22 protein-coding genes are annotated in these 25787 nt (G+C 65.2%); 9 read left to right on the forward strand and 13 right to left on the reverse strand.

What is annotated here, in order from left to right:
* Window positions 1-5: 5 nt before the first annotated feature.
* The gene (gene queA / locus KY496_RS16815; protein ID WP_219861649.1) at window positions 6-1028 is read right to left on the reverse strand and encodes a tRNA preQ1(34) S-adenosylmethionine ribosyltransferase-isomerase QueA; all 1023 of its coding nucleotides are present in this window, start codon (window positions 1026-1028) and stop codon (window positions 6-8) included.
* A gap of 105 nt (window positions 1029-1133) precedes the next feature.
* On the opposite strand from queA, the gene recG reads away from it, so the two are divergent.
* Both recG and KY496_RS16825 read left to right on the forward strand, forming a co-directional pair.
* Window positions 1134-3194, forward strand: coding sequence for an ATP-dependent DNA helicase RecG (gene recG / locus KY496_RS16820; RefSeq protein WP_005664700.1), 2061 nt, complete (start codon window positions 1134-1136; stop codon window positions 3192-3194).
* 31 nt (window positions 3195-3225) lie between these two features.
* A complete protein-coding gene (locus KY496_RS16825) occupies window positions 3226-3609 on the forward strand; it encodes a hypothetical protein (RefSeq protein WP_229520300.1) in 384 nt (127 codons plus the stop codon).
* Between the two features lie 16 nt (window positions 3610-3625).
* On the opposite strand, the gene KY496_RS16830 is transcribed toward KY496_RS16825, so the two are convergent.
* Window positions 3626-4363 (reverse strand): NYN domain-containing protein, encoded by a 738-nt coding sequence (locus KY496_RS16830; RefSeq protein WP_005664697.1) that lies wholly within the window; start codon window positions 4361-4363, stop codon window positions 3626-3628.
* A gap of 182 nt (window positions 4364-4545) precedes the next feature.
* Between KY496_RS16830 and KY496_RS16835 the strand changes: the two genes are divergently transcribed.
* Window positions 4546-5292 (forward strand): hypothetical protein, encoded by a 747-nt coding sequence (locus KY496_RS16835; RefSeq protein ID WP_219861653.1) that lies wholly within the window; start codon window positions 4546-4548, stop codon window positions 5290-5292.
* A gap of 12 nt (window positions 5293-5304) precedes the next feature.
* On the opposite strand, the gene KY496_RS16840 is transcribed toward KY496_RS16835, so the two are convergent.
* From KY496_RS16840 to pyrC, 4 genes are read right to left on the reverse strand one after another with little or no spacing between them, the layout of a single operon-like run.
* Window positions 5305-5661, reverse strand: coding sequence for a glyoxalase superfamily protein (locus KY496_RS16840; RefSeq protein ID WP_005664693.1), 357 nt, complete (start codon window positions 5659-5661; stop codon window positions 5305-5307).
* A gap of 10 nt (window positions 5662-5671) precedes the next feature.
* Window positions 5672-6661: a Gfo/Idh/MocA family protein gene (locus KY496_RS16845; protein WP_219861655.1), complete on the reverse strand. Its 990-nt coding sequence runs from the start codon at window positions 6659-6661 to the stop codon at window positions 5672-5674.
* A 14-nt stretch (window positions 6662-6675) separates the two neighbouring features.
* Window positions 6676-7467 (reverse strand): DUF3025 domain-containing protein, encoded by a 792-nt coding sequence (locus KY496_RS16850; RefSeq protein ID WP_219861657.1) that lies wholly within the window; start codon window positions 7465-7467, stop codon window positions 6676-6678.
* A gap of 8 nt (window positions 7468-7475) precedes the next feature.
* Complete coding sequence (gene pyrC, locus KY496_RS16855; RefSeq protein ID WP_071361144.1) at window positions 7476-8525, reverse strand: dihydroorotase; 1050 nt, start codon at window positions 8523-8525, stop codon at window positions 7476-7478.
* Window positions 8526-8835: 310 nt separating this feature from the next.
* Here pyrC and KY496_RS16860 point away from each other — a divergent pair, with 310 nt between their 5' ends.
* Together KY496_RS16860 and KY496_RS16865 are read left to right on the forward strand one after the other, a co-directional pair.
* Window positions 8836-10104, forward strand: coding sequence for a dicarboxylate/amino acid:cation symporter (locus KY496_RS16860; RefSeq protein WP_219861659.1), 1269 nt, complete (start codon window positions 8836-8838; stop codon window positions 10102-10104).
* A gap of 90 nt (window positions 10105-10194) precedes the next feature.
* A complete protein-coding gene (locus KY496_RS16865; protein WP_219861661.1) occupies window positions 10195-11478 on the forward strand; it encodes an amidohydrolase family protein in 1284 nt (427 codons plus the stop codon).
* A gap of 4 nt (window positions 11479-11482) precedes the next feature.
* Here the strand turns inward: KY496_RS16865 and KY496_RS16870 are convergent, their stop codons facing one another.
* Entirely contained in the window at window positions 11483-13360 is a 1878-nt protein-coding gene (locus tag KY496_RS16870) for an ABC transporter ATP-binding protein/permease (protein ID WP_219861663.1), read from the reverse strand.
* 62 nt (window positions 13361-13422) lie between these two features.
* Here KY496_RS16870 and KY496_RS16875 point away from each other — a divergent pair, with 62 nt between their 5' ends.
* On the forward strand, window positions 13423-13866 hold the full coding sequence (locus tag KY496_RS16875) for an acyl-CoA thioesterase (protein ID WP_219861664.1): 444 nt from the start codon (window positions 13423-13425) through the stop codon (window positions 13864-13866).
* 33 nt (window positions 13867-13899) lie between these two features.
* On the opposite strand, the gene KY496_RS16880 is transcribed toward KY496_RS16875, so the two are convergent.
* From KY496_RS16880 to KY496_RS16895, 4 genes are all read right to left on the reverse strand, one after another.
* Window positions 13900-15582 carry a long-chain-fatty-acid--CoA ligase gene (locus tag KY496_RS16880; RefSeq protein WP_219861666.1) on the reverse strand — a complete coding sequence of 561 codons (1683 nt, stop codon included), beginning with the start codon at window positions 15580-15582 and terminating at the stop codon, window positions 13900-13902.
* An 85-nt stretch (window positions 15583-15667) separates the two neighbouring features.
* Window positions 15668-17359, reverse strand: a complete 1692-nt coding sequence (locus KY496_RS16885; RefSeq protein ID WP_219861668.1) for a long-chain-fatty-acid--CoA ligase — start codon at window positions 17357-17359, stop codon at window positions 15668-15670.
* Window positions 17360-17520: 161 nt separating this feature from the next.
* The gene (locus KY496_RS16890) at window positions 17521-18597 is read right to left on the reverse strand and encodes an aminopeptidase (protein ID WP_005664678.1); all 1077 of its coding nucleotides are present in this window, start codon (window positions 18595-18597) and stop codon (window positions 17521-17523) included.
* Window positions 18598-18622: 25 nt separating this feature from the next.
* Window positions 18623-20725, reverse strand: a complete 2103-nt coding sequence (locus KY496_RS16895; RefSeq protein ID WP_219861669.1) for a molybdopterin-dependent oxidoreductase — start codon at window positions 20723-20725, stop codon at window positions 18623-18625.
* A gap of 174 nt (window positions 20726-20899) precedes the next feature.
* Here KY496_RS16895 and KY496_RS16900 point away from each other — a divergent pair, with 174 nt between their 5' ends.
* A complete protein-coding gene (locus KY496_RS16900) occupies window positions 20900-22093 on the forward strand; it encodes a M20 aminoacylase family protein (protein ID WP_005664674.1) in 1194 nt (397 codons plus the stop codon).
* Window positions 22094-22096: 3 nt separating this feature from the next.
* Here KY496_RS16900 and KY496_RS16905 read toward each other — a convergent pair whose 3' ends face one another.
* Window positions 22097-22753, reverse strand: a complete 657-nt coding sequence (locus tag KY496_RS16905; protein ID WP_005664672.1) for a suppressor of fused domain protein — start codon at window positions 22751-22753, stop codon at window positions 22097-22099.
* Window positions 22754-22955: 202 nt separating this feature from the next.
* Between KY496_RS16905 and KY496_RS16910 the strand changes: the two genes are divergently transcribed.
* Both KY496_RS16910 and KY496_RS16915 read left to right on the forward strand, forming a co-directional pair.
* The gene (locus tag KY496_RS16910; protein WP_005664670.1) at window positions 22956-23519 is read left to right on the forward strand and encodes an acyloxyacyl hydrolase; all 564 of its coding nucleotides are present in this window, start codon (window positions 22956-22958) and stop codon (window positions 23517-23519) included.
* 117 nt (window positions 23520-23636) lie between these two features.
* Complete coding sequence (locus tag KY496_RS16915) at window positions 23637-25079, forward strand: DHA2 family efflux MFS transporter permease subunit (RefSeq protein WP_219861671.1); 1443 nt, start codon at window positions 23637-23639, stop codon at window positions 25077-25079.
* A 7-nt stretch (window positions 25080-25086) separates the two neighbouring features.
* Here the strand turns inward: KY496_RS16915 and KY496_RS16920 are convergent, their stop codons facing one another.
* Complete coding sequence (locus tag KY496_RS16920; RefSeq protein WP_219861673.1) at window positions 25087-25785, reverse strand: retropepsin-like aspartic protease; 699 nt, start codon at window positions 25783-25785, stop codon at window positions 25087-25089.
* Window positions 25786-25787: the final 2 nt, after the last annotated feature.

Genomic DNA, 25787 nt, shown 5'->3' on the forward strand with positions numbered 1-25787 from the left:
TCTTTTCAGCGAGATTCGGTGGTAAGCAGCATGGCGTCGCCATAGCTGAAGAAGCGGTATTCGTTGGCGATCGCATGCGCATAGGCCTTGCGGATCGGTTCAAAGCCGGCGAAGGCCGACACCAGCATCAGCAGGGTCGACTTGGGCAGGTGGAAGTTGGTGACCAGGCGTGTGACGGTCTTGAAGGTGTAGCCGGGCGTGATGAACAGCGCGGTATCGGCGCTGCCGGCGACCAGCTCGCCGCTTTGCGAGGCCGATTCCAGCGCGCGCAGGCTGGTGGTGCCGACGGCGACCACGTCGCGGCCCGCCGCTTTCGCGGCGAGCACCGCGTCCACCGTCTCTTGCGAAATGGTGTACCACTCGGTGTGCATCTTGTGCTCGCTCAAATCCTCGACCCGCACCGGCTGGAAGGTGCCGGCGCCGACGTGCAGGGTGACGTAGGCGAACTTGACGCCTTTTTGCGCCAACTTGTCGAGCAGCGGCTGGTCGAAGTGCAGGCCGGCCGTCGGGGCGGCGACCGCGCCCGGCTCTTTCGAGTACACGGTCTGGTAGCGCTGCTCGTCGAATTCGTCGGCGCTGTGCTCGATATACGGCGGCAGCGGCAGGCGGCCGTGGGCTTCGATCAGTTCGAACACGTCGCCCTCGAAGTGGAGCGTAAAGAATTCGCCGGCGCGTTCGCCGGTGGTGACGTCGAAGGCGTCGGCCAGGCGGATGCGGTTGCCCGGCTTGGGCGATTTGGAAGCGCGCACCTGGGCCAGCACGGTGCGGTCGTCGAGCACGCGCTCGACCAGCACCTCGACCTGGCCGCCGGTTTCCTTGACGCCGAAGAAGCGCGCCTTGAGCACGCGGGTATTGTTCATCACCAAGAGGTCGCCCGGCTGGAGCTGGTCGACGATGTCGGAGAAGTGGCGATCAAGGATCTGATCACCGTCGAGCTGCAACAGGCGCGAGGCGCTGCGATCGGGCAGCGGCAGCTGCGCGATGCGCTCGGGGGGCAGCTCGAAGTCGAAATCGGAAAGCGAGTACATTATTCTCAATTCTGGGAAAATAAGCGCTGCCAGCTTTACAATACAGGCTCCAGCGCTGATGGCGAACCTTCTATTTTACGCCAGCGAGCGCCATTTTGCCGCGATATGCCCGCCTCCAAGACCACAAATCCACCGAAGACCCTCGAAAGCAAGCTCGCCCGCCTCGGACTGCGCAGCGACATGGACCTGGTATTGCACCTGCCGATGCGCTACGAGGACGAGACCCAGATCGTGTCCATCCGCGAGGCTTGCCTGCGCGGCGGCCACGTGTCGCAGGTCGAAGGCGTGGTGACCAAGAACGAAATCTCGTTCAAGCCGCGGCGCCAGCTCCTGGTGACCATCGCCGACGAATCGGGCGATCTGCTGCTGCGCTTCATGAACTTCTATGGCAGCCAGGTCAAGCAGATGGCCGAAGGCGTGCGCATCCGGGCGCGTGGCGAACTGAAACACGGCTTCTTCGGGGCCGAGATGGTGCACCCCGCTTATAAAGTGGTCAACGAAGGCGCGCCGCTGCCGAATTCACTCACGCCCGTCTACCCGGCCGGCGAAGGCCTGTCGCAGACGGTGCTGCGGCGCGCGATCGCCGATGCGATGAAGCGGATCGACTGGAGCGATACCGTCCCTGCGGGCATCCGCGCCAAGATGGGACTGATCGACTTCGAGCCGGCCGTGAAGCTGCTGCACTATCCGCCGGCCGACGTCGACGAACATGCGCTGGGAGAGAAGTCGCATCCGGCCTGGGAACGCATGAAGTTCGACGAGCTGCTGGCGCAGCAGCTGTCGCTGAAACGGGCGCAGCGCGCGCGGCGCGAAAAAGGCGCGCCGCATCTACGTGCAGTGGGCAAGTTGTCGGAAGCCTTCCTGGCGGCGCTGCCGTTCAAGCTCACCGGCGCCCAGCAGCGCGTGGTCGAAGAGATCCGCACGGACCTAGCAGAAGGCTATCCGATGCAGCGCCTGCTGCAGGGCGACGTCGGCAGCGGCAAGACCGTGGTCTCGGCGCTGGCCGCCGCGCAGGCGATCGACAGCGGCTACCAGGCGGCGCTGATGGCGCCGACCGAGATCCTGGCCGAGCAGCATTTCAGGAAGATCGCGGCCTGGATGGAGCCGCTCGGCGTGAAAGTCGCCTGGCTCACCGGCAGCCTCAAGAAAAAAGAGAAGGCCGCCTCCAACGAGTTGATCGAGTCGGGCGAGGCGAACCTGGTGATCGGCACCCATGCGCTGATCCAGGACACGGTGCAGTTCGCGAAACTGGGCCTGGTGATCGTCGACGAACAGCACCGCTTCGGCGTCGGCCAGCGCCTCACCCTGCGCAACAAGGGCAGCGACGGCCTGGTGCCGCACCAATTGATGATGTCGGCCACCCCGATCCCGCGCACGCTGGCGATGACGTATTACGCCGACCTCGAGGTGTCGGTGATCGACGAGCTGCCGCCGGGCCGCAGCCCGATCGTCACGCGCGCGATCGACCAGATGCGGCGCGACGAAGTGATCGAACGCGTCTACGCAGCGGCGCTCGAAGGCCGGCAAGTGTACTGGGTCTGTCCGCTGATCGAGGAATCCGAAGCCCTGCAATTGCAGACCGCGACCGAGACCTACGAGACCCTGGCCGAATCGCTGCCCGAGCTGCAGGTGGGGCTGGTGCATGGCCGCATGAAGCCGCTCGAAAAGCAGGAAGTGATGGATGCGTTCACGGCCGGCCAGGTGCACGTGCTGGTGGCGACCACCGTGATCGAGGTCGGCGTCGACGTGCCGAATGCGTCCCTGATGGTGATCGAGCATGCCGAGCGCTTCGGCCTGTCGCAGCTGCACCAGCTGCGTGGGCGCGTGGGTCGCGGCTCGGCGGCCTCGGTGTGCCTGCTGCTGTATCAATCGCCGCTGGGCCAGGTGGCCAAGCAGCGCCTGATGACGATGCGCGAGACCACCGACGGCTTCGAGATCGCGCGGCGCGACCTGGAGATCCGCGGCCCGGGCGAATTCCTGGGCGCGCGCCAGTCGGGCCAGGCGATGCTGCGCTTTGCCGACCTGGAGCTCGATGGCTGGCTGGTCGACCGGGCGCGCGACGTGGCGCAGTACCTGCTCGACGGCGAAAAGCCCGAGAAGATCGCGGTGGTCGATGCGCACCTGGCGCGCTGGCTGGGTGGGCGCGAGGAATTCCTGAAGGTCTGATCGAAAGAAGACGATGAAGCCGGAACAACCATTGAGTATCGATGAACTGCGCGCCCTGGCCTCGGCCTCGGCGCCAGCGCCGGACAGTTGCGCATGCGAGATCGCGAGTTACCCTGGGTGGACGCGCACGCCGGTATCGTTCCCGCAAGCGCAGATGCGCCCGGCCGGCACGCTGGCCGGCGATCCCTACCTTGATCCGACCTTCGCCGAATACCATCCGCACGGGACCAATTACTGGTCGCCGGACGCGCCGATCGCCCTCCACTATTTCCCATACAACCGCTGCGCGGTCCAGCAATGCCGCGTGTGCCTGCGCTACTGCCTCAGCTATGTGGAAGCGGGCGGCTACTATGTCGAGCCGCGCGTCCGCGCGCTCGACGTGCGGCATATCGTGGATGCGCCGGTCCCGGATTGAGCGTTCCGCGCCGGGGCTATACCGCGTGCAGGATGGCTGGCTGCGGGGCACCGTCCGACGCCAGGCCCACACGGCAGTGGCCTCCTTCGGTCTGGTGCATCCGCAACAGATCGTACGCCTCGAGCATCGTGCGCAGGTTCTTGTACCCATAGGCCGCGTGGGAAAAGCCGGGGTGAGCCGCCCTCAGATGGTTGCCCAGCGCGCCGAGATCGACCCGGCCATCGGGCGATGACAGCGCCAGCGAGCGTACCGCCTCGACCACGAACCTCGGCCTGCGCTTGACGGCCGCCACAGCCGCTGCAGGTGCCGGCGCGGCCTCCGGCGGCGCCGGCCGGGCCGATTCATGGAACCTGTCGCAGGCGTGGCGCAAGGCCGCCGGTGTTTTCGCCTCACCGAAGACATGCACGCTGGCGCCGCGCTCCTGCAGCTTGCGGCACAGGCCGACGAAATCGGAATCGCTGGTGACGATGACGAAACGGTCGGCGCGCCGGTCAAGCAGCATCTCCAGCGCATCCAGCGCCAGCGCGATGTCCGCCGTATTCTTGCCGGCCACATATTGGAATTGCATGCAGGGGGCGAACCCATGGCGCACCAGCACGTCCTGCCATTTGCTCGCCAGGGCCGTGTGGTTACCGTAACCCCGCCGCAAGGCCACCCGTCCGAGGGTCGATGCCAGCTGCATCGCCTCGCCGATCACGGTCGGCTGCGCATTCTCGCAGTCCACGAGGACGGCGACATTCTGGTCCGGGGTCATATGAGTTCCTTTTGGGCAATTGCGTTTCACTCTAGCAGGATCTCGGCTGGATAAACACGCCCTGCCTCACGATCCGCTAACGCTGTTGCGAGGAACGCACTGTGGGAATCGGTGAGACATCCAGGCTGCGAGGTCGGCTATCTTTGTTGTCTTCCCGACCAACACTGAACCCGGAACCTGCAATGCCACTCATCGGACTTGGACTGCACTTCCTCATCGCCCTCTTCTTCGCGATCCACGCCGTGCGCAACGGTCGCCAGCTGTACTGGCTGCTGATCCTGTTCTCGTTCCCGCTGCTCGGCAGCCTCGCCTACTTCGTCGTGGAATACCTCCCGGTCTCGCGCCTCGAGCGCCGCGGCCGCATCGCCGGGCGGGCCCTCCAGAAGAGTCTCGATGCTGGCCGCGACGTGCGCGACGCACGAAGCGCGTTCGACCTGACGCCGACCGCGCACAACCAGATGCGCCTGGCCGCCGCGCTGCTGGAAGCCGGCGAATCGGAGGAAGCGGTGCGCCATTACGACGCCTGCCTGAACGGACCGTTCGCGGGCGATCCCGAGGTCATCCTGGGCGCCGCGCGCGCCAATGCGGCGCACGGGCAGCCGGCGGCGGCGATTGCGCTGCTGGCGCCGCTGCAGGCGAAGCGTCCGGATTTTCGCGCCGGCGAAGTCGGGCTGGCGCTGGGCCGCGCCTATGCCGCTGATGGTCGGCAGGACGAGGCAGGCGCCGAATTCGAGGCCGTGGTCGAACGCTTCGGCAGCATCGAGGCGCGCGTCGAACTGGCGCTATGGGCGCTTGCCAACGGCAAGGAGGCGGTGGCGCAGCGCGAGCTGCAGGAGGTCAAGCATGCGCGCACGCACATGGAAAAGCATACGCGGGAACTGCACCGGGAGCTGTTCAAACGGCTGGATGCCGCCACCGCGCCAAAGTAGGATCCCGACCCGCTAGCCGGCAAAGGTCAGCCGGTTCCCGAACGGATCCTTGACGCTCAACTCGCGCGTTTCCCACGGCGTATCTTCGATCGCGGGCCGCGCATAACCATATTGTTTGGCAGCCAGCTCGGCATGCAGGTCATCGATGTCGTCGACCTCGATGCGCAGCGCCGCGCCGGGGCAGCAATCGCCGTGATGCTCGCTCAGGTGCAGCACGCAGTCGCCGCGCGACACTTGCAGGTAGAGCGGCATGCCGGGGCCGAAGCGGTGGTCCCAGTCGACCGTGAAGCCGAGGTAGTCGACATAGAACTCGCGCGCCCTGGCTTCATCAAAAATGCGCAGGATCGGCGTGACGCTCCCGAGCTTCATGACGCCCGCCTCAAGCGCGGTCGGCCGCGTAGCGCAGGCCGATCTGGCGCCGGATCTCGTCCATCACGCCCATCAGCGCCAGCGTCTCGTCCTGCGTCATCGACGGGCTTTCCAGCAGCCCCTGCCGCCAGCAGCGCTGGGCTTCGATCGCCTCGTGCACATAGCCGTTGCCGAGATACGGGGTCTCGATCGTGCGCTCGCTGCCGTCTTCGAGCTTGACGGTGACCGAGGTCGCGCGGTGGAACATGGTGTTCATCCGCACCTGGCCGCGCTCGCCCGACACGGTCAGCTCGGCCGGCGAGCGCGCCAGGAAGGAGCAGCTGCACACCGACATGGCGCCGCCTTCATGCTTGAGCGTGAAGCCGGTCTGCACGTCGACGCCGGTCGGTCCCATCTGGGCTTGCGCGCGCACTTCGAGCACGGGACCCAGGAGGCCGGCCGCGACCGACAGCGGATAGATGCCCAGGTCGAGCAGCGCGCCGCCGCCGAGATCGGGATTGAAGACGCGGTGCTCGGGACCGAAGGCGGCGGCGAAGCCGAAGTCGGCGACGACCTGGCGCGGAGTGCCGATCTCGCCCGAGGCCAGGATGCGCTTCACTTCCAGGTAGGCCGGCAGGTAGCGCGTCCACATCGCCTCCATCAGGAACAGGCGCTTCGAGCGCGCCAGGGTCACCACTTGCTCGGCCTCGCGCAGGTTCATCGTGAACGGCTTCTCGCACAGCACGCCCTTGCCGGCGCGCAGCGCCATCAAGGCGTTGCCGGCATGTTCCGGATGCGGCGTGCCGATGTAGATCAGGTCGATGCCCTCGGCCTGGGCCAGCAGCTCGCACGAGCCGTAGCTGGCCAGCGCGCCGAACTCCTCGGCGAAGGCCGCGGCCTTGTCCGGGCTGCGCGAGCCCACGGCGGCCAGCACGGCGCCCGGCACGTCCTTCAGTGCATTGGCAAAGGCGCGCGAAATCTTGCCCGTGCCGAGAATTCCCCAGCGTACCGCTTCAGCCATCGGCTTCTCCCAATTCAAGCCGTCCGCTTTGGACGGAACACAGTCGTATCCAGATAAAAGTCAGGGTCTTGTCCGGGCCACCAGTCTGGAATGCCCAGCACCTGCAGGGGCGTGAAGCCGCCCGGCGCCAGGGCCTCGCCCGCCAGGCCGGCCGCCACCTCGCGGTCGAGCCAGGCGCGACGCGCGTCCGGCGCCAGCGCAAAGTAGTCGTCGCCGGCGACCACCACCCGCGTATGCGCGGTGATCGCCTTGCGCGGCGCCACCAGCTTTTCCATCAGCGCGTGGCCGAACAGCCAGACCTCGGCGTCCCTGCCGAACAAGTCACGCTTATCGTACAGGGCCTCCAGCCAGCGGTGCGCACGCAAGTCCTCGACCAGCGCGCGCCCGGCGTCATTGTCGCGCACCACCAGCAAGGCCGCGTTCTCGTCGAAGATGGTGGCGGCGTCGCGCGCCGGCCCGCGCGACTTGCCGACGCCGGCCTGCGCGATCTGCGCCGCCTGCAACGCGTTCAGCGCGCGCTTGATACCCGGGAAGGTCTGCCATACCAGCGCATTGAAGAAATCGTGCAGGTTGTCGCGGGTCGGCACCTGGCCGGTGGCGCCGATGAATTCTTCATACGCCATCCCTTCCGGCAGCGCGGCTTGCGGCACGAAGGACAAGGGCATGCCGGCGCCATTACGCAGGTCGAGTTCGCGCGCCGCCGCGTTGAAGGCGTCGATGAAGCCATCCGGCGGCGGCGCGGCGCGCTCGAATGCCGGGCGCACCGTGTCGTACCACGGCTGCGCCCAATCGATCGGTGGCAGCACGGTAGTGCTTACACCATCTTCCAGTTGATGCTCTCGCCCGCGTTCAGCGGCACCAGCTGGTGTTCGCCCATCGGCACCGACTCAGGCAGGGTCCAGCTTTCGCGCTTGAGCGTGATGGTGCCCTCGTTGCGCGGCAGGTTGTAGAAGGCCGGGCCGTTGAAGCTGGCGAAGGCTTCCAGCTTGTCGAGCGCGCCGGCCTGGGCGAAGGCTTCGGTATACATCTCCATCGCGTGCAGCGCGGTGTAGCAGCCGGCGCAGCCGCAGGCGGCATATTTGGTGTGCACCGCGTGCGGGGCCGAGTCGGTGCCCAGGAAGAAGCGCTCGTCGCCGCTGGTGGCGGCGGTGACCAGCGCCAGGCGATGTTCTTCGCGCTTGAGCACCGGCAGGCAGTAGAAATGCGGGCGGATGCCGCCGCGGAAGATCTCGTTGCGGTTGTACAGCAGGTGGTGGGCGGTGATGGTGGCCGCGATCGGGCCCTCGGCTTCGGCCACGTACTGGGCCGCGTCCTTGGTGGTGATGTGTTCGAACACCACGTTCAGGGCCGGCATGTCCTTGCGCAGCGGGCGCATCACGCGCTCGATGAACACGGCTTCGCGGTCGAACAGGTCGATCTCGTTGTCGGTGACTTCGCCATGCACCAGCAGTGGCATGCCGACTTCCTGCATCACTTCCAGCGTCTTGTAGCACTTTTTCAGGTCGGTGACGCCGGCGTCCGAGTTGGTGGTGGCGCCGGCCGGATACAGCTTGACCGCATGGATGAAACCGGTGTCCTGGGCGCGGCGGATCTCGTCCGGATTGGTGTTGTCGGTCAGGTACAGCGTCATCAAGGGCTCGAAGCGCATGCCCTCCGGCAGCGCGGCCAGGATGCGGGCGCGGTACTCGAGGGCGGCGGCGGCCGTGGTCACAGGCGGGCGCAGATTCGGCATCACGATCGCGCGGCCGAACTGTCGTGCGCTGTGCGGCAATACGCTGGCCATCGCCGCGCCGTCGCGCAGGTGCAGGTGCCAGTCGTCTGGACGGGTGATGGTAATGGTGTCTGGGGTCTCGATGGTGGACATGGCGGCTCTCGAAAAACGAATGCCGTATTTTACCCGCGCGGCGGCCCCGAAGGTGCGTTTGACGCACCTCGGAACGGCGCCTGTATTGACCGGCCAGGCATGCAGGCGGGGTAGCCGGGATACCGTTACGTCAACCTTGTAAGCATGCTTGACAGCACTAACAGTGCCTAGGATACTGCGGAACTTGCCATAATCTTCAGAATCACCCGGCCTTCGGTCCTCGAAAACCGGTCACTGCCCGAACAATCCGCCAGCGACAGCGCGATGCGCCGTTGCCGGCCCTGCACAGGTCCACACGACAGGAAGCTTTATGAACAATCGAAACCGCCTGACTACCTTCATCATGATCGCCCTGGTGGTCGGCATCGTGGTCGGCTACCTGGTCAACGCCAATACGGATACGGCGGGCGCGACGAGCTTCTCCGACACGATGTCGCTGATCACCACGATGTTCCTCCGCCTGATCAAGATGATCATCGCGCCGCTGGTGTTCGCGACCCTGGTGGTCGGCATCGCCAGGATGGGCGACGCCAAGGAAGTCGGCCGCATCGGCGTCAAGGCGCTGGGCTGGTTCGTGATCGCTTCGATCATCTCGCTGTCGCTGGGCCTGGTCCTGGTGAACATCTTCCGTCCGGGCGACGCGCTGCACGCGGCGGGCATGATGCCGCCGGTCGACGCGACGTCGGGCATCACCAGCGGCAGCCTGACGATGAAGGACTTCATCACCCACCTGATCCCGACCTCGATCGTCGACGGCATGGCCAAGAACGAGATCCTGCAGATCGTGGTGTTCTCGCTGTTCTTCGGCACCGCGGCCGCCGCCGTCGGCGCGCGCGCCACGCCGATGATCGACGTCATCGACGGTGTCGCCCACGTGATGCTCAAGCTGACCGGCTACGTGATGAACTTCGCCCCGATCGCGGTGTTCGCGGCGGTGGCCGGCATCATCGCCAAGAGCGGCCTGGGCGTGCTGTCGACCTATGGCATCTTCATGGCCCAGTTCTACTTCGGCATCGCGCTGCTGTGGATCGTCCTGATCGGCATCGGCATGGCCGTGATCGGCCCGCGCATCCTGCGCCTGATCTCCGAGCTGCGCGGCCCGACCGTGCTGGCCTTCTCGACCGCATCGTCCGAGGCCGCCTTCCCGCGCACCCTGGAAAGCCTGGAGCGCTTCGGCGTCAAGAACCGCCTGGCCTCGTTCGTGCTGCCGATCGGCTACTCGTTCAACCTGGACGGCTCGATGATGTACTGCACCTTCGCCGCCGTCTTCATCGCCCAGGCCTACGGCATCGAGCTGTCGCTGGGCACCCAGATCACCATGATGCTGGTGCTGATGCTGACCTCGAAGGGCATGGCCGGCGTGCCGCGCGCCTCGCTGGTCGTGATCGCGGCCACCCTGAACCAGTTCGACATCCCGGAAGCGGGCCTCCTGCTGCTGCTGGCGATCGACCACTTCCTGGACATGGCGCGCTCGGCCACCAACGTGATCGGCAACGGCATCGCCACCGCCGTCGTCGCCAAGTGGGAGGGCGACCTGGGAGAACCGAACAAGGAACCGGCCGTCTCACCGCTGCGATAAGCGTGGCGAACGGCTGCTTGTAGCACCAGGGCCTTCCAGCAATGGAGGGCCTTTTTTTTATGCGTCAATAATGAAAAGAGGGAGCGAGAGATGAAACAGATGGTTGCCGCCGGCATGCTGCTGGCCCTGAACAGCGCGCACGCCGCCACCCAGACGGTCGACTGCGGCCGGCTGCTGGACGTCCAGAAAGGCGCCTGGCGCGAGCGCGTCAGCATCGTGATCGAGAACGGCAGCATCGTGTCGGTGGGGCCGATGACGCAGGCTGCGGGCAATATCGACCTGTCGCGCCACAACTGCCTGCCGGGCCTGATCGACATGCACGTGCACCTGACCAGCGAAACCCAGCCCGCGGTCGACGCCTACCGCGACCGCCTGGCCGCCAATCCGGCCGACATGGCCTATCGTTCGGTGAAGTACGCCGAGCGCACCCTGATGGCCGGCTTCACCACGGTGCGCGACCTGGGCGCCGCCGACAACCTGAACATCTCGCTCAAGCGCGCCATCGCCGCCGGCGAAGTGCCGGGCCCGCGCATGTTCACCGCCGGGAAATCGCTGGCCACCACCGGCGGTCACGCCGACCCGACCAACAACCTGTCGCACTTCCTGTCCGAGAAGATCGGCACGCCCGGCCCGGTCGAAGGTGTATTGAACAGCCCCGAGGAAGCGCGCCAGGCGGTGCGCACCCGCTACAAGGACGGCGCCGACCTGATCAAGGTCACCGCCACCGGCGGCGTCCTGAGCCAGGCCGCCAGCGGCCACAACTCGCAGTACACCGAGGACGAGCTGCGCGCCGTGGTGAGCACCGCGAAGGACTACGGTTTCCGCGTCGCCGCCCACGCCCACGGCGCCGAAGGCATGAAGCGCGCGCTGCGCGTCGGCGTCGACTCGATCGAGCACGGCACCCTGATGGACGACGAGGTCATCGCCCTGTTCAAGAAGGGCGGCGGCTGGTACGTGCCGACCATCTCGGCCGGCCGCTACGTTGCGGACAAGGCCAAGGATCCGAATTACTATTCGGCGCTGGTGCGCCCGAAGGCGGCCGCGATCGGCCCGCAGCTGCAAGCCACCTTCGGCCGTGCCTACAAGGCCGGCGTGAAGATTGCCTTCGGCACCGATGCCGGCGTGTTCCCGCACGGCGAGAACGCCAGGGAGTTCGGCTACATGGTCGAAGCGGGCATGACGCCGATCGACGCGATCCGCTCGGCCACCGTGAACGCGGCCACCCTGCTCGACCAGCCGAAGCGCCTGGGCGCGGTCGACGCGGGCTTCGCGGCCGACATCATCGCGGTCGAGGGCGACCCGCTCAAGGACGTGAAGGTGCTCGAGCAGGTCAAGTTCGTGATGAAGGACGGCGTGGTGTACAAGCAGCCCTGAGCCGTCAGGAACGCGCGTTCGGCATGGATGGCGCGCCGTCCATGCCTTCCGCCATTTCCAGCGGCGGCGAGGCCACGTCCTCGTCGGGCCGCGCCAGCTGCCGCTCCCACATCTGCGCATACAGGCCCTGCTCCGCCAGCAGTGAATAATGCGTGCCGCGCTCGACGATCCTGCCGTGGTCGAGCACGATGATCTGCTGCGCATCGGCGATCGTCGACAGGCGGTGCGCGATCACCAGGGTCGTGCGGTTCTTCGCGATCTCCTTCAGCTGCGCCTGGATCGCCTGCTCCGAGCGTGAATCGAGGGCCGACGTGGCCTCGTCGAAGATCAGGATCGCCGGATCCTTGAGCAAGGTGCGCGCGATCGCCACCCGCTGCTTTTCGCCGCCCGACAGTTTCAGGCCGCGCTCGCCCACCATGCTGCCGTAGCCGTCCGGCAGGCTCTCGATGAAGTCGTGGATCGAGGCCGCGCGCGCGGCCGCCACGATGTCCTCTCGGCTGGCGCCGGGCCGGCCGTAGGCGATGTTGTATTCGATCGTGTCGTTGAACAGCACCGTGTCCTGCGGCACGATGCCGATCGCGGCGCGCAGCGATTCCTGGGTGATGTCGCGCAGGTCCTGGCCGTCGATGCGGATCGCGCCGCCGTTCACGTCGTAGAAGCGGAACAGCAGCCGCGACAGGGTCGACTTGCCCGAGCCGCTATGCCCCACCACCGCGGTCGTGGTCCCGGCGGGAATCGTGAAGTCGACATCGAACAGGATTTGCCGCTTGGCCTCGTAGCTGAACTCGACGTGCGAAAACGCGACCTCGGCGCCTTTCGTCACCAATGGCTGGGCCTTGGGACTGTCGGCCACTTCGCGGTTCTGGTCCAGCAGGCCGAACAGGCGTTCCATGTCGGCCAGGCTTTGCTTGATCTCGCGGTAGATCACGCCCAGGAAGTTGAGCGGCAGGTAGAGCTGGATCATGAAGGTATTGACCAGCACCAGGTCGCCCAGGCTCATGGTGCCGGCGATGACGCCCTCGGTCGCGCGCCACAGGATCAGCGTGACGGCGGTCGCGATGATCAGCGACTGTCCGGTGTTCAGGAAGGACAGCGAAGTCTGCGAGCGCACCCCGGCGTTCTCGTAGTTCTTGAGGCCTTCGTCGTAACGCCGCGCCTCGTAGTCCTCGTTGCCGAAGTACTTGACCGTCTCGTAGTTGAGCAGCGAGTCGATCGCCTTGGTGGACGCCTTCGATTCGAGCTCGTTCATGGTGCGCCGGAAGTGCGTGCGCCATTCGGTGACCACCACCGTGAAGGTAATGTAGGACGCCAGCGCCACCGCCGTGATGATGGTGAACCAGATATCGTAGTTGAACACCAGGTAGACCAGCACCAGCGTGATCTCGACCAGGGTCGGCAAGATGTTAAACAGCGAATACGAGATCAGTGAATTGACGCCGCGCGTGCCGCGCTCGATGTCGCGCGTCATGCCGCCGGTCTGGCGGTTCAGGTGGAAGCGCAGCGACAGCGCGTGCAGGTGGCGGAACACCTTGAGCGCGATCGTGCGCACCGCGCGCTGGGTGACGCGCGCGAACAGGAATTCGCGCAGCTCGGTGAACACCGTCATCGACAGGCGCAGCAGGCCGTAGCCGACCAGCAGCCCGAGCGGCAGCACGAGCAGCGCATGCGGGTGGGCCGGGTCGATCGCCAGGCCGTCGATGATCTTCTTGAGCACCAGCGGCACGCCGACGTTGGCCAGTTTTGCGCCGACCAGCGCGGCCATGGCGGCCATCACCCGCCATTTATAGACCCACAGGTAGGGGAACAGGGTTTTGAGGGTGGCCCAGTCGTTGCGGGGACCAGCTTTGGTATCGGGCGGGAGTGGAGCGGAATTGCGGCGCATGACGGGGCTTCGGGATTTATGGTTCAATTCGGGTCGATTGTAGCTTTTACCGAGAATTCACGATGACCACGCTAGACAACACCGTCACCACGCCCACCACGGTCCGCCTCCCCGCAGGCAAAATGCCGGAACTGCGCGTCATGCCCGCCCCTTCCGACGCCAATGTGTACGGCGACGTGTTCGGCGGCTGGATCATGGCCCAGGTCGACCTGGCCGGCTCGCTGCCGGCCACCCGCCGCGCCAACGGCCGCGTGGCGACCATCGCCGTCAACTCCTTCCTGTTCAAGAACCCGGTGTTCGTGGGCGACCTGCTGTCGTTCTACGCCGACATCACCAAGGTCGGCAACACCTCGATCACCGTCTTCGTCGAGGTGTACGCCGAGCGCAACCGCCTGGCGGCCGAGGTGGTCAAGGTGACCGAGGCGACGCTGACCTATGTCGCCACCGGCCCGGACCGCAAGCCGCGCCAGCTGCCGCCGCTCGAATCGCTGGTGGCGCACCGGTAAAGAAAAAGGCCGCCGGATCGGCGGCCTTCGGCATCAGGCGCTCTTCTTCTCGTCGCGCAGTTCGCGCCGCAGGATCTTGCCGACGTTCGTCTTCGGCAGGGTCTCGCGGAACTCGATGAACTTGGGCCGCTTGTAGCCGGTCAGCTGCTCCTTGCAGAACTCCTTGAGCTGCTCGGTGGTGAGGTCGGCGTCCTTCTTCACCACGTACAGCTTCACGGCCTCGCCCGAGTTCTGGTCCGGCACGCCCACGCACGCCACTTCCAGCACGCCCGGGTGCGCGGCCACCACGCCCTCCACTTCGTTCGGATAGACATTGAAGCCCGAGACCAGGATCATGTCCTTCTTGCGGTCGACGATGCGGGTATAGCCCTTGTCGTCCATGATGCCGATGTCGCCGGTCTTGAAGAAGCCGTCGGCGGTCATGACCTTGGCCGTCTCGTCGTCGCGCTGCCAGTAGCCGGCCATCACCTGCGGGCCGCGCACGGCGATCTCGCCGGCGGTGCCGAACGGGACTTCGTTGCCCGCCTCGTCCAGGATGCGCAGCTCGGTCGACGGCAGCGGCAAGCCGATCGTGCCGGTGAATTCAGTGATGTCGCAGCGGTTGGCGGTCACCACCGGCGAGGTCTCGGACAGGCCGTAACCCTCGACGATCGGGATGCCGGTGGTCTTGAGCCATTTGTCGGCCACGGCCTTCTGCACCGCCATGCCGCCGCCCGGGCACACCATCAGGCCCGAGAAATCGAGCCTGGCGAAATCGTCGTTGTTGAGCAGGCCGTTGTACAGCGTGTTCACGGCCGGGAAGATGTTGATGCGATAACCGCCCAGCTCCTTCACGAAGCCCTTGATGTCGCGCGGGTTCGGGATCAACAGGTTCATGCCGCCGATGCGCAGGCCCAGCAGCGCGCAGACCGTGAGCGCGTAGATGTGGTACAGCGGCAGCGCGCAGGCGAACTGCGGCTGTTCGCCGGCCTTCAGCTTGGCAAGGGTCGGCCCGAACCAGGCTTCGTTCTGCAGCACGTTGGCGATCACGTGGCGGTGCAGCAGCACCGCGCCCTTCGACACGCCGGTGGTGCCGCCGGTGTACTGCAGGAAGGCGACGTCGTCGTGGCCGATCGCGACCGGCTTGAGGGTCTCGCGCGCGCCTTCGGCCAACACCTTGTTGAAACCGACCGCGCCCGGCAGCGAATAGGCCGGCACCATCTTCTTGACCTTGCGCACCACCAGGTTGACCAGCGAGCCTTTCAGGCCGCCCAGGAGGTCGCCCATGGTGGCCAGGACAATATGCTTCACCCCCGTCTGGCGCACCACCTGCTCCAGCGTGTGGGCGAAGTTCTCGAGCACCACGATCGCCTCGGCGCCCGAGTCGACCAGCTGGTGCTGCAGCTCGCGCGGCGTGTACAGCGGGTTGACGTTGACGACCACGTAGCCGGCGCGCAGCACGGCGGCCAGCGCCACCGGATACTGCAGCACGTTGGGCAGCATGATCGCCACGCGCGCGCCGGCTTGAAGCCCGCGCGCCTGCAGCCAGGCCGCCATGCGCTGCGACATGGCGTCGAGTTCCGCGAACGTGATGGACTTGCCCATGCAGGCATAGGCCTTGCGGTCGGCGTACTTGCGAAACGCCTCCTCCAGCAAATGCGTCAGCGAGCGGTACTGGGTCGGATCGATCTGAGCCGGCACGCCGTTCTCGTACGACGAGAGCCAAAATTTGTCCATCTGTCCTGCCTTCCTTGTTGGTTCCAATAAAACGCGAAAGCCGCCCGACGGGGCGGCTTTCGCCGGGGTAGTCCCGTCACAATGCTTATGCCACCGTCTCCGCCTGCTTTTTCTCGTCCCTCAGCGCGCGCCTCAGGATCTTGCCGACGTTGGTCTTCGGCAGCTCGTCGCGGAATTCGATGTACTTCGGTCGCTTGTAGCCGGTGAACTGCTGCTTGCAGTAGTCCATCAGCTGTTCGGCCGTGAGGCCAGGGTCTTTCTTTACCACGAATACCTTGACCGCCTCGCCCGAATGGTCGTCGGGCACGCCGACCACGGCGCATTCGAGCACGCCCGCATGGCCGGCGATCACGCCTTCGAGCTCGTTCGGATACACGTTGAAGCCCGAGACCAGGATCATGTCCTTCTTGCGGTCGACGATCTTCACGTAGCCGCCGGCGTCCATGACGCCGACGTCGCCCGAGCGGAAGAAACCGTCGGCGGTCATCACCTTCGCGGTTTCGTCCGGACGGTTCCAGTAGCCGGTCATCACCTGCGGGCCGCGGATGGCGATCTCGCCGATTTCTCCCGGCGCCATGTGGCGGCCTTCGTCGTCGACGATCGCGATATCGGTCGACGGCACCGGCAGGCCGATGGTGCCGGTGAATTCGGTGCTGTCGGCACGGTTGCAGGTGGCCACCGGCGAGGTCTCGGACAAGCCGTAGCCTTCGACGATGGCCACGCCGGTGATCTGGCGCCACTTGTCGGCCACCGGCTTTTGCACCGCCATGCCGCCGCCGTTGCACATGCGCAGCGCCGAGAAATCGAGGTGGGCGAAGTCGGGGTTGTTGGCCAGCGCGTTGTACAGCGTGTTCACGGCCGGCAGCATGTTGACGCGGTACTTTGCCAGTTCCTTGACGAAGGCCGGGATGTCGCGCGGGTTCACGATCAGGACGTTCAGGGCGCCCATGCGCATGCCCCACATCGCGCAGGCGGTCAGCGCGAAGATGTGGTACAGCGGCAGCGCGCACACGATCGTGACCTGCTCGCCCGCGGCCTGCTGCATGCACGGCTCGGCCCAGGCCTCGGTCTGCAGCACGTTGGCGATCACGTTGCGGTGGGTGAGCGTGGCGCCTTTCGAGACGCCGGTGGTGCCGCCCGTGTACTGCAGGAAGGCGACGTCGTCGATCCTGAGCTCGGCCGGCTTGAACGGCATGCGCTCGCCCTGGGCCAGCGCTTCCTTGAAGGTGACCATGTTCGGCAGCGAGAACTCGGGCACCATCTTCTTGACGTTGCGGACCACGAAGTTGACCAGCATGCCCTTCACGCCGCCCAGCATCTCGCCCATGCTGGCCACCACCACGTGGCGCAGCGGGGTCTTGCCCATCACCTTCTGCACGGTGTGGGCAAAGTTTTCCAGCACGATGATCGCTTCGCTGCCCGAGTCGCCGATCTGGTGCTCCAGTTCGCGCGCGGTGTACAGCGGGTTGACGTTGACGACGGTGTAGCCGGCGCGCAGCACGGCGGCCAGCGCGATCGGATACTGCAGCACGTTCGGCATCATGATCGCCACGCGCGCGCCGGGGGCCAGGCCGCGGCTCTGCAGCCAGGCGGCCAGCCGCTTCGAATACGCATCGAGTTCGCCGTAGGTGATGAACTTGTCCATGCACACATAGGCCTTGCGGTCCGCATATTTGCTGAAGGATTCTTCGAGCAAATGCACCAAGGAGCGGTATTGATCCGGATCAATCTCCGCAGGCACGCCCGGGGCATACGACTGCAGCCAAATTTTGTCCATCGCTCACCTCTGTCTCGATTTTTTATCGTTCTGGTCGGGCGGCCGGAGGTGTTTGCCGGCGCGCCTGCACACGTGGCTTATAGGTTTGCCATCGCTGATGGTGATGCTATCGGGCAGCGCCCCTGTGCGCAAGCGGTTTTACCGCGATTGGAACCGGTCCTCTACGGAGACGCACCGATGGTGCGCTGCACCACCAGCGTGCCCGGCGTGGCCGTCGCGCCCAGGCGCTTGAGCACGCGATGCCGCTCTTCCTTGTCGAGCTTGGCCAGCTGGTTGACAGCCTTGTAGAAGCCGCGCCACGACTTCTCGCGGCGCAGCAAAACGCGAAACGCCGGCACGAAATCGTTATAGGTCGCCACCGAGGCCAGGTGGGCGTTCGACAGCGGCTCGGCAAAGAAACGGTCGTAGCCCGCGTAGCCACCCCAGTTCGCCTTGAGCACCTGGTAGTCGTCCTGCAGCGCCAGGAACAGGCGCGCCTTGGCCGCGCGCTTGACGCCGTCGGGCTCCATGCTCTTGTACGTACGCTCCAGCTCGCCGCGATAGCGCAACAGCAGGGCCAGGAAGTCGCTCTTGCGGGTCTTGTAGCGCTCGTACGCTTCGCTCATCTGGGGATTGCCGAAGCGCTCGAGCCAGGCTTCCACGCCGGCCTGCTCCACCGCGCTGGCGAAGGATTCGTTGAACTGCGAATCGCCCGCCACGTAGACCACCTGGTGCGCCAGTTCATGGAAGATCAGGCGCGCCAGCTCGGCGTCCGGATAATTGATGAAGGTCGACATCAGGGGATCGCTGAACCAGCCCAGGGTCGAGTAGGCGCTCACGCCCCCGACCTCGACGTCGTTGCCCTGCGCGCGCAATTGCTTGGCATAGGCCTGGGCCTCGGCCTTGCTGTAGTAGCCGCGATAGCTGACGCAGCCGGCCACCGGGAAGCACCACTGGATGGGCTTGAGCGACAGCTCGGGCGTGGCGACCACGTTCCACAACACGTAGGGCCGGCCGAGATTGGTGTAGTTGGTATAGCTGCCGTTGTCGGGCAGCTTCATTTCCTGGATGGCGAAGCGGCGGATCTGGCGCGCCGATTCGAGGCGGTGGCGCAACTTGACGTTGGTGTTGCTATCGGCGATCCAGTCGTCGATCGGGCGCGCATTGGTCAGCAATTGCAGCTGGCCTTGCGCGGCCTGGGTGTAGTAGGAGAGGGATGAGCAGCTTGACAACATGAGGGCCGCGGCTGCCGCGACCATGACTGGCTTGAAGGCCTGGGAAAATCTAGATGGTTTCATCTCGCGTCAAGGGTGCAGCTCTTTCGACCTGCACGAGGGTGTCGTAGAAAGTGGGCGCCCGGCCCATGTCGGTCAAACGCTGGCTGGTGACTTCATTGGCGTTCTTGCCGTCGCTGGCGAGTTTCTTCCACCAGATCGACAAGCCCACTACCAATCCAGCACGCGCCTTGTCGGTCACGCGTGCGCGGGCGATGAACGAACCGCGGTCGTTAAAAATGCGCGCCATGTCGCCGTGGGCGATGCCGCGTGCCGCGGCGTCGTCCGGGTGGATGTCGAGGTGCGGTTCGCCCTCAGTTGCGCGCAGGCTCTTTACATTGACAAACGTCGAGTTGAGGAAGTTCCGCGCCGGCGGAGAAATCATCGCCAGCGGGTACTTTTCGGCCAGTACAGGGTTGGAAGCAACAGACTCGTAAGGCGGAATATACGTGGGCACCGGATCGAGCCCATCGGCGAGCATGCTCTCCGAGAAAAACTCGCACTTGCCGGACGGGGTCGTGAAACCGCCCTCGGCGAACGGCGCGGCCGGCATGTTCAGCTTTTTCCAGCCGCTGCGCTTGAGCGACTCCCAGTCGAAGTGGATCGCGCGCGCATCGTTCTTGTTGAAGGCCTGGGCCGCGATCTCGTCGTCGCTCTCCAGGAAGCACGGGTCGTCATAGCCCATGCGCGCCGCCAGCAGGCGGAAGAATTCGGTGTTCGGTTTCGATTCGCCCACCGGGGCGATGGCGGCGTTATTCGCCATCATGTACAGGTGGCCATAAGCCAGGTGCGCATCGACGTGCTCGAGCTGGGTGGTGGCCGGCAACAGGATGTCGGCATAGTCGGCGCTATCGGTATGAAAGTGTTCGAGCACCACGGTGAACAGGTCTTCGCGCTCGAAGCCCTGCTGCACCTTGCGCGAATCGGGCGCGATCGCCAGCGGGTTGGCGTTGTAGACGATGACGGCTTCGATCTTCGGGCCGAACCCGGGCGACGCTTCCCTGAGCAGGTCGTCGCCGATGGTGGTCATATTGATCGTGCGCGGCGTGCGGCCCGCCAGGAGATCCGGGCGCTGCAAGGCCGGGCGGTTGGTCGGGAACGACGCCGAGGTCGACAGCTGGATCCCGCCGGCCGGCAGGCGCCAGGCGCCCACCAGCGCCGGCAAGCAGGCGATGTTGCGCACCGCCATGCCGCCGCCGCGCACGCGCTGGATGCCATAGTTGATGCGGATCGCGGCCGCGTCGCCATTCTTGACGGTTTGTCCGTACAGGCGCGCCAGGTTGACCACTTCGTCGACCGTGATGCCGCAGGTGTCGGCGGTGCGTTCCGGCGTCCACTCCAGGGCGCGCGCCTTCAGGGGTTCGAAGCCGAGCGTGTGTTGCTCGATATAGTCGTGGTCGAGCAGGTCTTCGGTGATCAGGACGTGCATCATGCCCAGCGCCAGCGCCGCATCGGTGCCTGGCAACAGGGCGATGTGCTGGTGGCACTTCTCGGCCGTCAGGGAACGATAGGGATCGATCGCGATCAGCGTTGCGCCACGGCGCTTGGCTTCTTGCGCGCGCATCCAGAAATGCAGGTTGGATGCGATCGGGTTGCCGCCCCAGATCAGGATCAGCTTGGCGTCCTGGAATTCCTCCAGGTCGGTGCCGATCAAACTGCCGATGGTGTAGCGGTAACCGGTGGCGCCGGCGGTGGCGCAGATGGTGCGATCGAGCAGCGAGGCGCCCAGTTTATTAAAGAAGCGCAGCGACATCGATTCGCCCTGCACCAGGCCCATGGTGCCGCAATAGCTATACGGCAGGATGGCTTGCGGGTCGCGTGCGCCGATGTCTTTCAGACGTCCTGCGATGGTGTCGAGCGCTTCGTCCCAGCTGATGCGTTCGAATTTCCCTTCTCCCTTGCGGCCCACGCGGCGCATCGGATACAGCACGCGGTCCGGGTGATAGGTGCGGTCGACGTAGCGCGACACCTTGGTGCACAACACCCCGGCCGTGGTCGGATGCTCCGGATCGCCCTTCACTTCTTTCGCGACACCGTCTTCGACTTTGACGAGGATGGCGCAGGTGTCGGGACAATCGTGGGGGCAGGTCGCACGGACGTGGGTAATGGTCATTTTCTTATCGGACTTCGGTGAAAAAACTGCGTGAATCCAATACTTTATACGATTCCGGCGGGCTTCGCGCCCTCCTCTGTCAAGTCTGTTTGAGGCAAGCTACAATAGTTAAAACGATGCCATGCAAAGACTGGACAGCGTGGTAACACATTCGCAAACAGCGAGGAGAACACGATGAAACTAGTGGAACCTATCCTGGCGTCTCAAGCAGAGATCCAGGCCATCCGACGTGACCTGCATGCCCACCCGGAGCTGTGCTACGAAGAACACCGCACCGCCGACATCGTTGCCGAACGCCTGGGCGCATGGGGCATCCCCGTGGTGCGCGGCCTGGGCGTGACCGGCGTGGTCGGCATCATCAAGAACGGCGCCTCGCAACGCGCGATCGGCCTGCGCGCCGACATGGACGCGCTGCCGATGCAAGAATTGAACGGCTTCGCGCATGCTTCGACCCACGCGGGCAAGATGCACGCCTGCGGCCATGACGGCCACACCGCGATGCTGCTCGGCGCCGCCCACTACCTGGCGCAGCACCGCAACTTCGACGGCACCGTGTACCTGATCTTCCAGCCGGCCGAGGAAGGCGGCGGCGGCGCCAAGCGCATGATCGACGACGGCCTGTTCGAGCGCTTCCCGATGGACGCCGTGTATGGCATGCACAATTGGCCAGGCATCCCGGAAGGGCATTTCGGCGTCGTTTCCGGCCCGATGATGGCCTCGAGTAACGAGTTCCGCGTGACCGTGCGCGGCAAGGGCGCGCACGCGGCGCAGCCGCATCGCGGCATCGATCCGGTGATGGTGGCGGTGCAGATCGCGCAAGCCTGGCAGACCATCGTCTCGCGCGAAAAGAACCCGCTGCATACCGCGGTGCTGTCCATCACGCAGATCCATGCCGGCAGCGCCACCAATATCATCCCCGATGAAGCCGAACTGGTCGGCACGGTGCGCACCTTCACCACCGAGGTGCTCGACCTGGTCGAGCGCCGCATGCAAGAAATGGCGAATGGCATCGCAACTGGCTTTGGCGCCAGCATCGACTTCGGTTTCAAGCGCAATTACCCGCCGCTGGTCAACCATCCGGAACAGACCGCGTTCGCGATCGAGGCGATGCGCGCGGTGGTGGGCCCGGCCCAGGTCAATGCCGATGTCGAACCGACCATGGGCGCCGAGGACTTCGCCTTCATGCTGCAAGCCAAGCCGGGCTGCTATGTCTTCATCGGCAATGGCGAAGGCGATCACCGCGCCGGCGGCCATGGGCTCGGCCCTTGCCAGCTGCACAATGCCAGCTACGACTTCAACGACAACCTGCTGCCGATCGGCGCCAGCTACTGGGTGCGGCTGGCGGAGATGAGCCTGCCGGTGGCCTAAGCCTTAGAACAGCCCGAGGAATTTCTTTCGGGCCGTGTTCTTGCGCGCCGGGTCGACCACGTCGGTGACGTCGTACTCATTGAACTTGTCGATCAGTTCCGGAAAGCCGCGGCGGCGCGCCAGGTTCAGCTCTTCCTTGTAGAGCGGCACGACGCAGTGGAAATAGACGTCCTTGCCGTCGACCGTGACCGAATGGAACGGTTCCGGGCTCGATGCGGGCGGCAGCACGATGGCGCCGCAGAAGCCGATGCTAGCGATATACGGTTTGGCCGGGTTCCCGTTCGGCAAGGAGTGGCCGAGGCCGATCCAGGTCCGCTCCTTGTGCGGATAGTGCGCCAGGTGGCGCAGCAGGGCCACCGGCCAGTACCAGCGCTCGTCCTGCATCGCGGCTTCGTCCAGCTGCCAGTTCGCCGGCAGGGCCATCATGAGCTCGGCATACGCCGGCGCGCCTTCCGGCACGTTCATCGGCTGCTTGCTCATGCCCGATGTCACCAGGCGCACATAGGGATAGGACGCGGTCGGCTTGACCACGTGGATGTCGACCTGGACGCCGTCGGCCTGGGTCTCGTGGAAGTACAGGGCGGGCTTGCCCAGGTGGGCGGCGATGTGCTCGCCCACCGGATCGTGCGGCAGCACCGCGGGTTCGGGCTGGCGCGCCATGGGGGCGGCGAGCGGGTATAACGGAGCGATGCTTGGTTCGGTTGGAGCGGTTGGTTCGGCCATTATTGTTGATGTGGTTATGTCGCAGCGGGCGTCTATGATACCTTCGCCGCATGGTTGCGTGGCCGCCAGCACGCTATTGTTCTCGCTTGTACAATAGCGTATCAAATAAGAATGACGCTTTTTCCTTCCAAGGATAACCATGATCACTACCAAGAAAATCAGCGCGCTGGCTGCACTCTGCGCCGCGCTGTTCGCTCCGTTCGCCTCGGCCCAGTCCACCGTCGGCAATGGCTACATCGACTCCGCCTCGTTTGAAGTCGGCACCAACCCGCAGCAGCGCATGTACCGCATCGCGGTCCAGTCCGACTGGGACAAGCGCTGGTTCGCCGGCAACGGCCGTCACCTGTCGGGCTACTGGGAAGGCAACCTGGCCCTGTGGCGCCTGAATTCCTACGAGAACGTCCGTGGCCAGAACAAAAACATCGGCGTCATCGGCTTCACCCCGGTGTTCCGCTACCAGAATGACAACAAGCTCGGCCTGTATGGCGAGATCGGTATCGGCGTCAACCTGTTCTCGACCCTGTACAAGAACGAAGACAAGGAACTGTCGACCGCCTTCCAGTTCGGCGACCACATCGGCATCGGCTACACCACCCAGAAATGGGACTTCGGCCTGAAGTACCAGCACTACTCGAACGCCAGCATCAAGAGCCCGAACGCGGGCGCCAACTGGTTCATCGCCAAGGCGGCTTACCGCTTCTGATGTGCATGATGCGCGCATGGGCCGGCAGCGGCCGGTCCATGGCGCGGTCGTCTTGCAGTTTGTGACACAATCGTGCCTCTGGCGGCCACTGCCGCCTGCCGTTTTCACGAGGCCCGATTGACCCCTTCGCCCACCCTCAAGCGCTACCTTCCCTGGCTCGTCGCGACTGCCCTGTTCATGGAGCAGCTCGATGCGACCATCGTCAATACCGCCATTCCCAGCATTGCCGCCAGCCTCGGCGTCACCCCACTGAGCCTGAAGTCGGTCGTCACCAGCTACATCCTCGGCCTTGCGGTCGGCATTCCCTTGAGCGGCTGGATGGCCGACCGCTTCGGCACTCGACGCGTGTTCTTCACGGCCATTGCCGTGTTCACCTTCGCATCGGTGCTGTGCGGGCTGTCAGTGAGCGCCCACATGATGACCGGCGCCCGGCTGCTGCAAGGATTGGGGGGCGCCATGATGATCCCGATCGGCCGCCTGTCGATCGTGCGCACCTTCCCCAAGAACGAGCTGCTGGGGGCGATGAACTTCGTCATCATCCCTGCCCTGATCGGGCCACTATTGGGGCCGACGGTCGGCGGCCTGATCGTGCACTGGACCTCGTGGCGCGTGATCTTCTTCGTCAATATTCCAGTCGGACTGGCTGCGCTGTATTTTGTCTGGCGCCATATGCCTGACTACCGTTCCGAACAGCGGCGTCCGCTCGACGTGCCCGGCCTGATCCTGTTCAGCAGCGGCACCGCCCTGTTGTCGTGGGTGCTGGAAGTGTTTGGCGAGCATACGCTCGACGGCATGACGGCCGGCCTGCTGTTCCTGCTGGCGCTCGGCCTGCTGGGCGCGTATGCCTGGCATGCCTGCCGGACCAAATTCCCGCTCCTGCGCCTGACCCTGCTCAAGGTGCGCACCTTCCGTATCGCGGTGCTGGGCGGCTTCCTCACCCGTCTCGGCGTCGGCGGCCTGCCCTTCCTGCTGCCGCTGCTGTACCAGCTGGGCCTGGGACTGCCGGCATGGCAATCGGGCTTGCTGATGATGCCGTCGGCGCTGGCGGCAATGGGCATGAAGGTGTTCGCGCCCAGCTTGCTGGCGCGCTTCGGCTATCGCCGGGTGCTGCTGGTGAATACGATCATGATCGGCGTGACCATTGCGATGTTCACGCTGGTGGATGCCGGCACGCCGCTGGCGGTGATCGTCGGCATCGGCCTGATGCAGGGCTTCTTCAACTCGCTGCAGTTCTCGAGCATGAACACGCTGGCCTATGCCGACGTCGAGCCGGCCGATACCAGCATGGCCAGCACGATTTCCAGCTCGTTCCAGCAATTGTCGATGAGCTTTGGCCTGGCGGCAGGGTCGATCGTCACCGCCTGGTTCCTGGGCGGGGTGTCGCAAACCAACCAGGGCCAGGTGACGCAGGCGCTGCACCATGGCTTCGCCGTCCTGGCGGTGCTGACCTTGCTCTCCTCGGCCGTGTTCTGGCGCCTGCGCCGCAACGATGGCGACAGCATCAGCCGCGGGCAGAGCGTGGCGCCGACGGCCGAGCCGGTGACGGTGACGGCGCAGTGACGGCGCCTTATTTCACCGGTTGCGAGATCACTTCGACCGAGCCGCGTTTCAGGATCGGATTCTTGACGGCGGAGAAGTACACCTGCCGCTGGCTCATCGCGATATAGGTCCGGTGGCGGTGCAGGAAGTCGGTGCCCAATATCAGGATCGCGCCTGAATACGGCAGGTCCATCAGGCGCACATTGAAGTCCTTGACCTCGAGTCCGCCGATCGACATCTGACCTACTGGCACGTTCCACACCGGCTTGTCCTGGCCGTGGCCGGGAAGCGGTTCCTCACGGGTCGCGCCGGATGCGGCGGGCGTCAATCCCAGCCGCTCCGCGGCGACTGCCGGAAGGTAGGAATGCGGCGTCGCCGTCGACAATAGCGCCCAGACCTCCTTGCCGTTGATGAGCACGCTGAACACCGGACGTGGATCGCGCTTCCACAGGTCTACCCGGATGGGGACGGCGACGGCGTTCGGGTCCCAGTAGGCGAGATGCTCCCTGAAGCAGCCTTGCGGGTTGAAGTGTTTCAGATAGCCCTCGTCCAGGGCGACCTCGAGATCCGTGAGCAAGAGATTGCCGGCGCCGACCCTTGCGCCAAAAGTGTCGTCCATAAAATCCTCGACCAGATACCAGCTGTCCGTCAGCTTCGTCCGACCGAAAGAGGCGTCGTCGACGAATGTCGTCACGCCTTCCCTGACGATGAATTGGCCAGACGGCATGA

This window comes from Massilia sp. NP310 (genome assembly GCF_019443485.1).
Classification (GTDB): Bacteria; Pseudomonadota; Gammaproteobacteria; order Burkholderiales; family Burkholderiaceae_D; genus Telluria; species Telluria timonae.

What these genes read in the sequence shown, in the direction of transcription:
- KY496_RS16860 (WP_219861659.1), top strand. Translation starts at nt 8,836, where the DNA reads ATGAACAATCGAAACCGCCTGACTACCTTCATCATGATCGCCCTGGTG.
- pyrC (WP_071361144.1), bottom strand. Translation starts at nt 8,525, where the DNA reads ATGTCCACCATCGAGACCCCAGACACCATTACCATCACCCGTCCAGAC.
- KY496_RS16865 (WP_219861661.1), top strand. Translation starts at nt 10,195, where the DNA reads ATGAAACAGATGGTTGCCGCCGGCATGCTGCTGGCCCTGAACAGCGCG.
- queA (WP_219861649.1), bottom strand. Translation starts at nt 1,028, where the DNA reads ATGTACTCGCTTTCCGATTTCGACTTCGAGCTGCCCCCCGAGCGCATC.
- KY496_RS16830 (WP_005664697.1), bottom strand. Translation starts at nt 4,363, where the DNA reads ATGACCCCGGACCAGAATGTCGCCGTCCTCGTGGACTGCGAGAATGCG.
- KY496_RS16900 (WP_005664674.1), top strand. Translation starts at nt 20,900, where the DNA reads ATGAAACTAGTGGAACCTATCCTGGCGTCTCAAGCAGAGATCCAGGCC.
- KY496_RS16870 (WP_219861663.1), bottom strand. Translation starts at nt 13,360, where the DNA reads ATGCGCCGCAATTCCGCTCCACTCCCGCCCGATACCAAAGCTGGTCCC.
- KY496_RS16910 (WP_005664670.1), top strand. Translation starts at nt 22,956, where the DNA reads ATGATCACTACCAAGAAAATCAGCGCGCTGGCTGCACTCTGCGCCGCG.
- KY496_RS16875 (WP_219861664.1), top strand. Translation starts at nt 13,423, where the DNA reads ATGACCACGCTAGACAACACCGTCACCACGCCCACCACGGTCCGCCTC.
- KY496_RS16895 (WP_219861669.1), bottom strand. Translation starts at nt 20,725, where the DNA reads ATGACCATTACCCACGTCCGTGCGACCTGCCCCCACGATTGTCCCGAC.
- KY496_RS16920 (WP_219861673.1), bottom strand. Translation starts at nt 25,785, where the DNA reads ATGCCGTCTGGCCAATTCATCGTCAGGGAAGGCGTGACGACATTCGTC.
- KY496_RS16880 (WP_219861666.1), bottom strand. Translation starts at nt 15,582, where the DNA reads ATGGACAAATTTTGGCTCTCGTCGTACGAGAACGGCGTGCCGGCTCAG.
- KY496_RS16840 (WP_005664693.1), bottom strand. Translation starts at nt 5,661, where the DNA reads ATGAAGCTCGGGAGCGTCACGCCGATCCTGCGCATTTTTGATGAAGCC.
- recG (WP_005664700.1), top strand. Translation starts at nt 1,134, where the DNA reads ATGCCCGCCTCCAAGACCACAAATCCACCGAAGACCCTCGAAAGCAAG.
- KY496_RS16845 (WP_219861655.1), bottom strand. Translation starts at nt 6,661, where the DNA reads ATGGCTGAAGCGGTACGCTGGGGAATTCTCGGCACGGGCAAGATTTCG.
- KY496_RS16885 (WP_219861668.1), bottom strand. Translation starts at nt 17,359, where the DNA reads ATGGACAAAATTTGGCTGCAGTCGTATGCCCCGGGCGTGCCTGCGGAG.
- KY496_RS16905 (WP_005664672.1), bottom strand. Translation starts at nt 22,753, where the DNA reads ATGGCGCGCCAGCCCGAACCCGCGGTGCTGCCGCACGATCCGGTGGGC.
- KY496_RS16835 (WP_219861653.1), top strand. Translation starts at nt 4,546, where the DNA reads ATGCCACTCATCGGACTTGGACTGCACTTCCTCATCGCCCTCTTCTTC.
- KY496_RS16890 (WP_005664678.1), bottom strand. Translation starts at nt 18,597, where the DNA reads ATGGTCGCGGCAGCCGCGGCCCTCATGTTGTCAAGCTGCTCATCCCTC.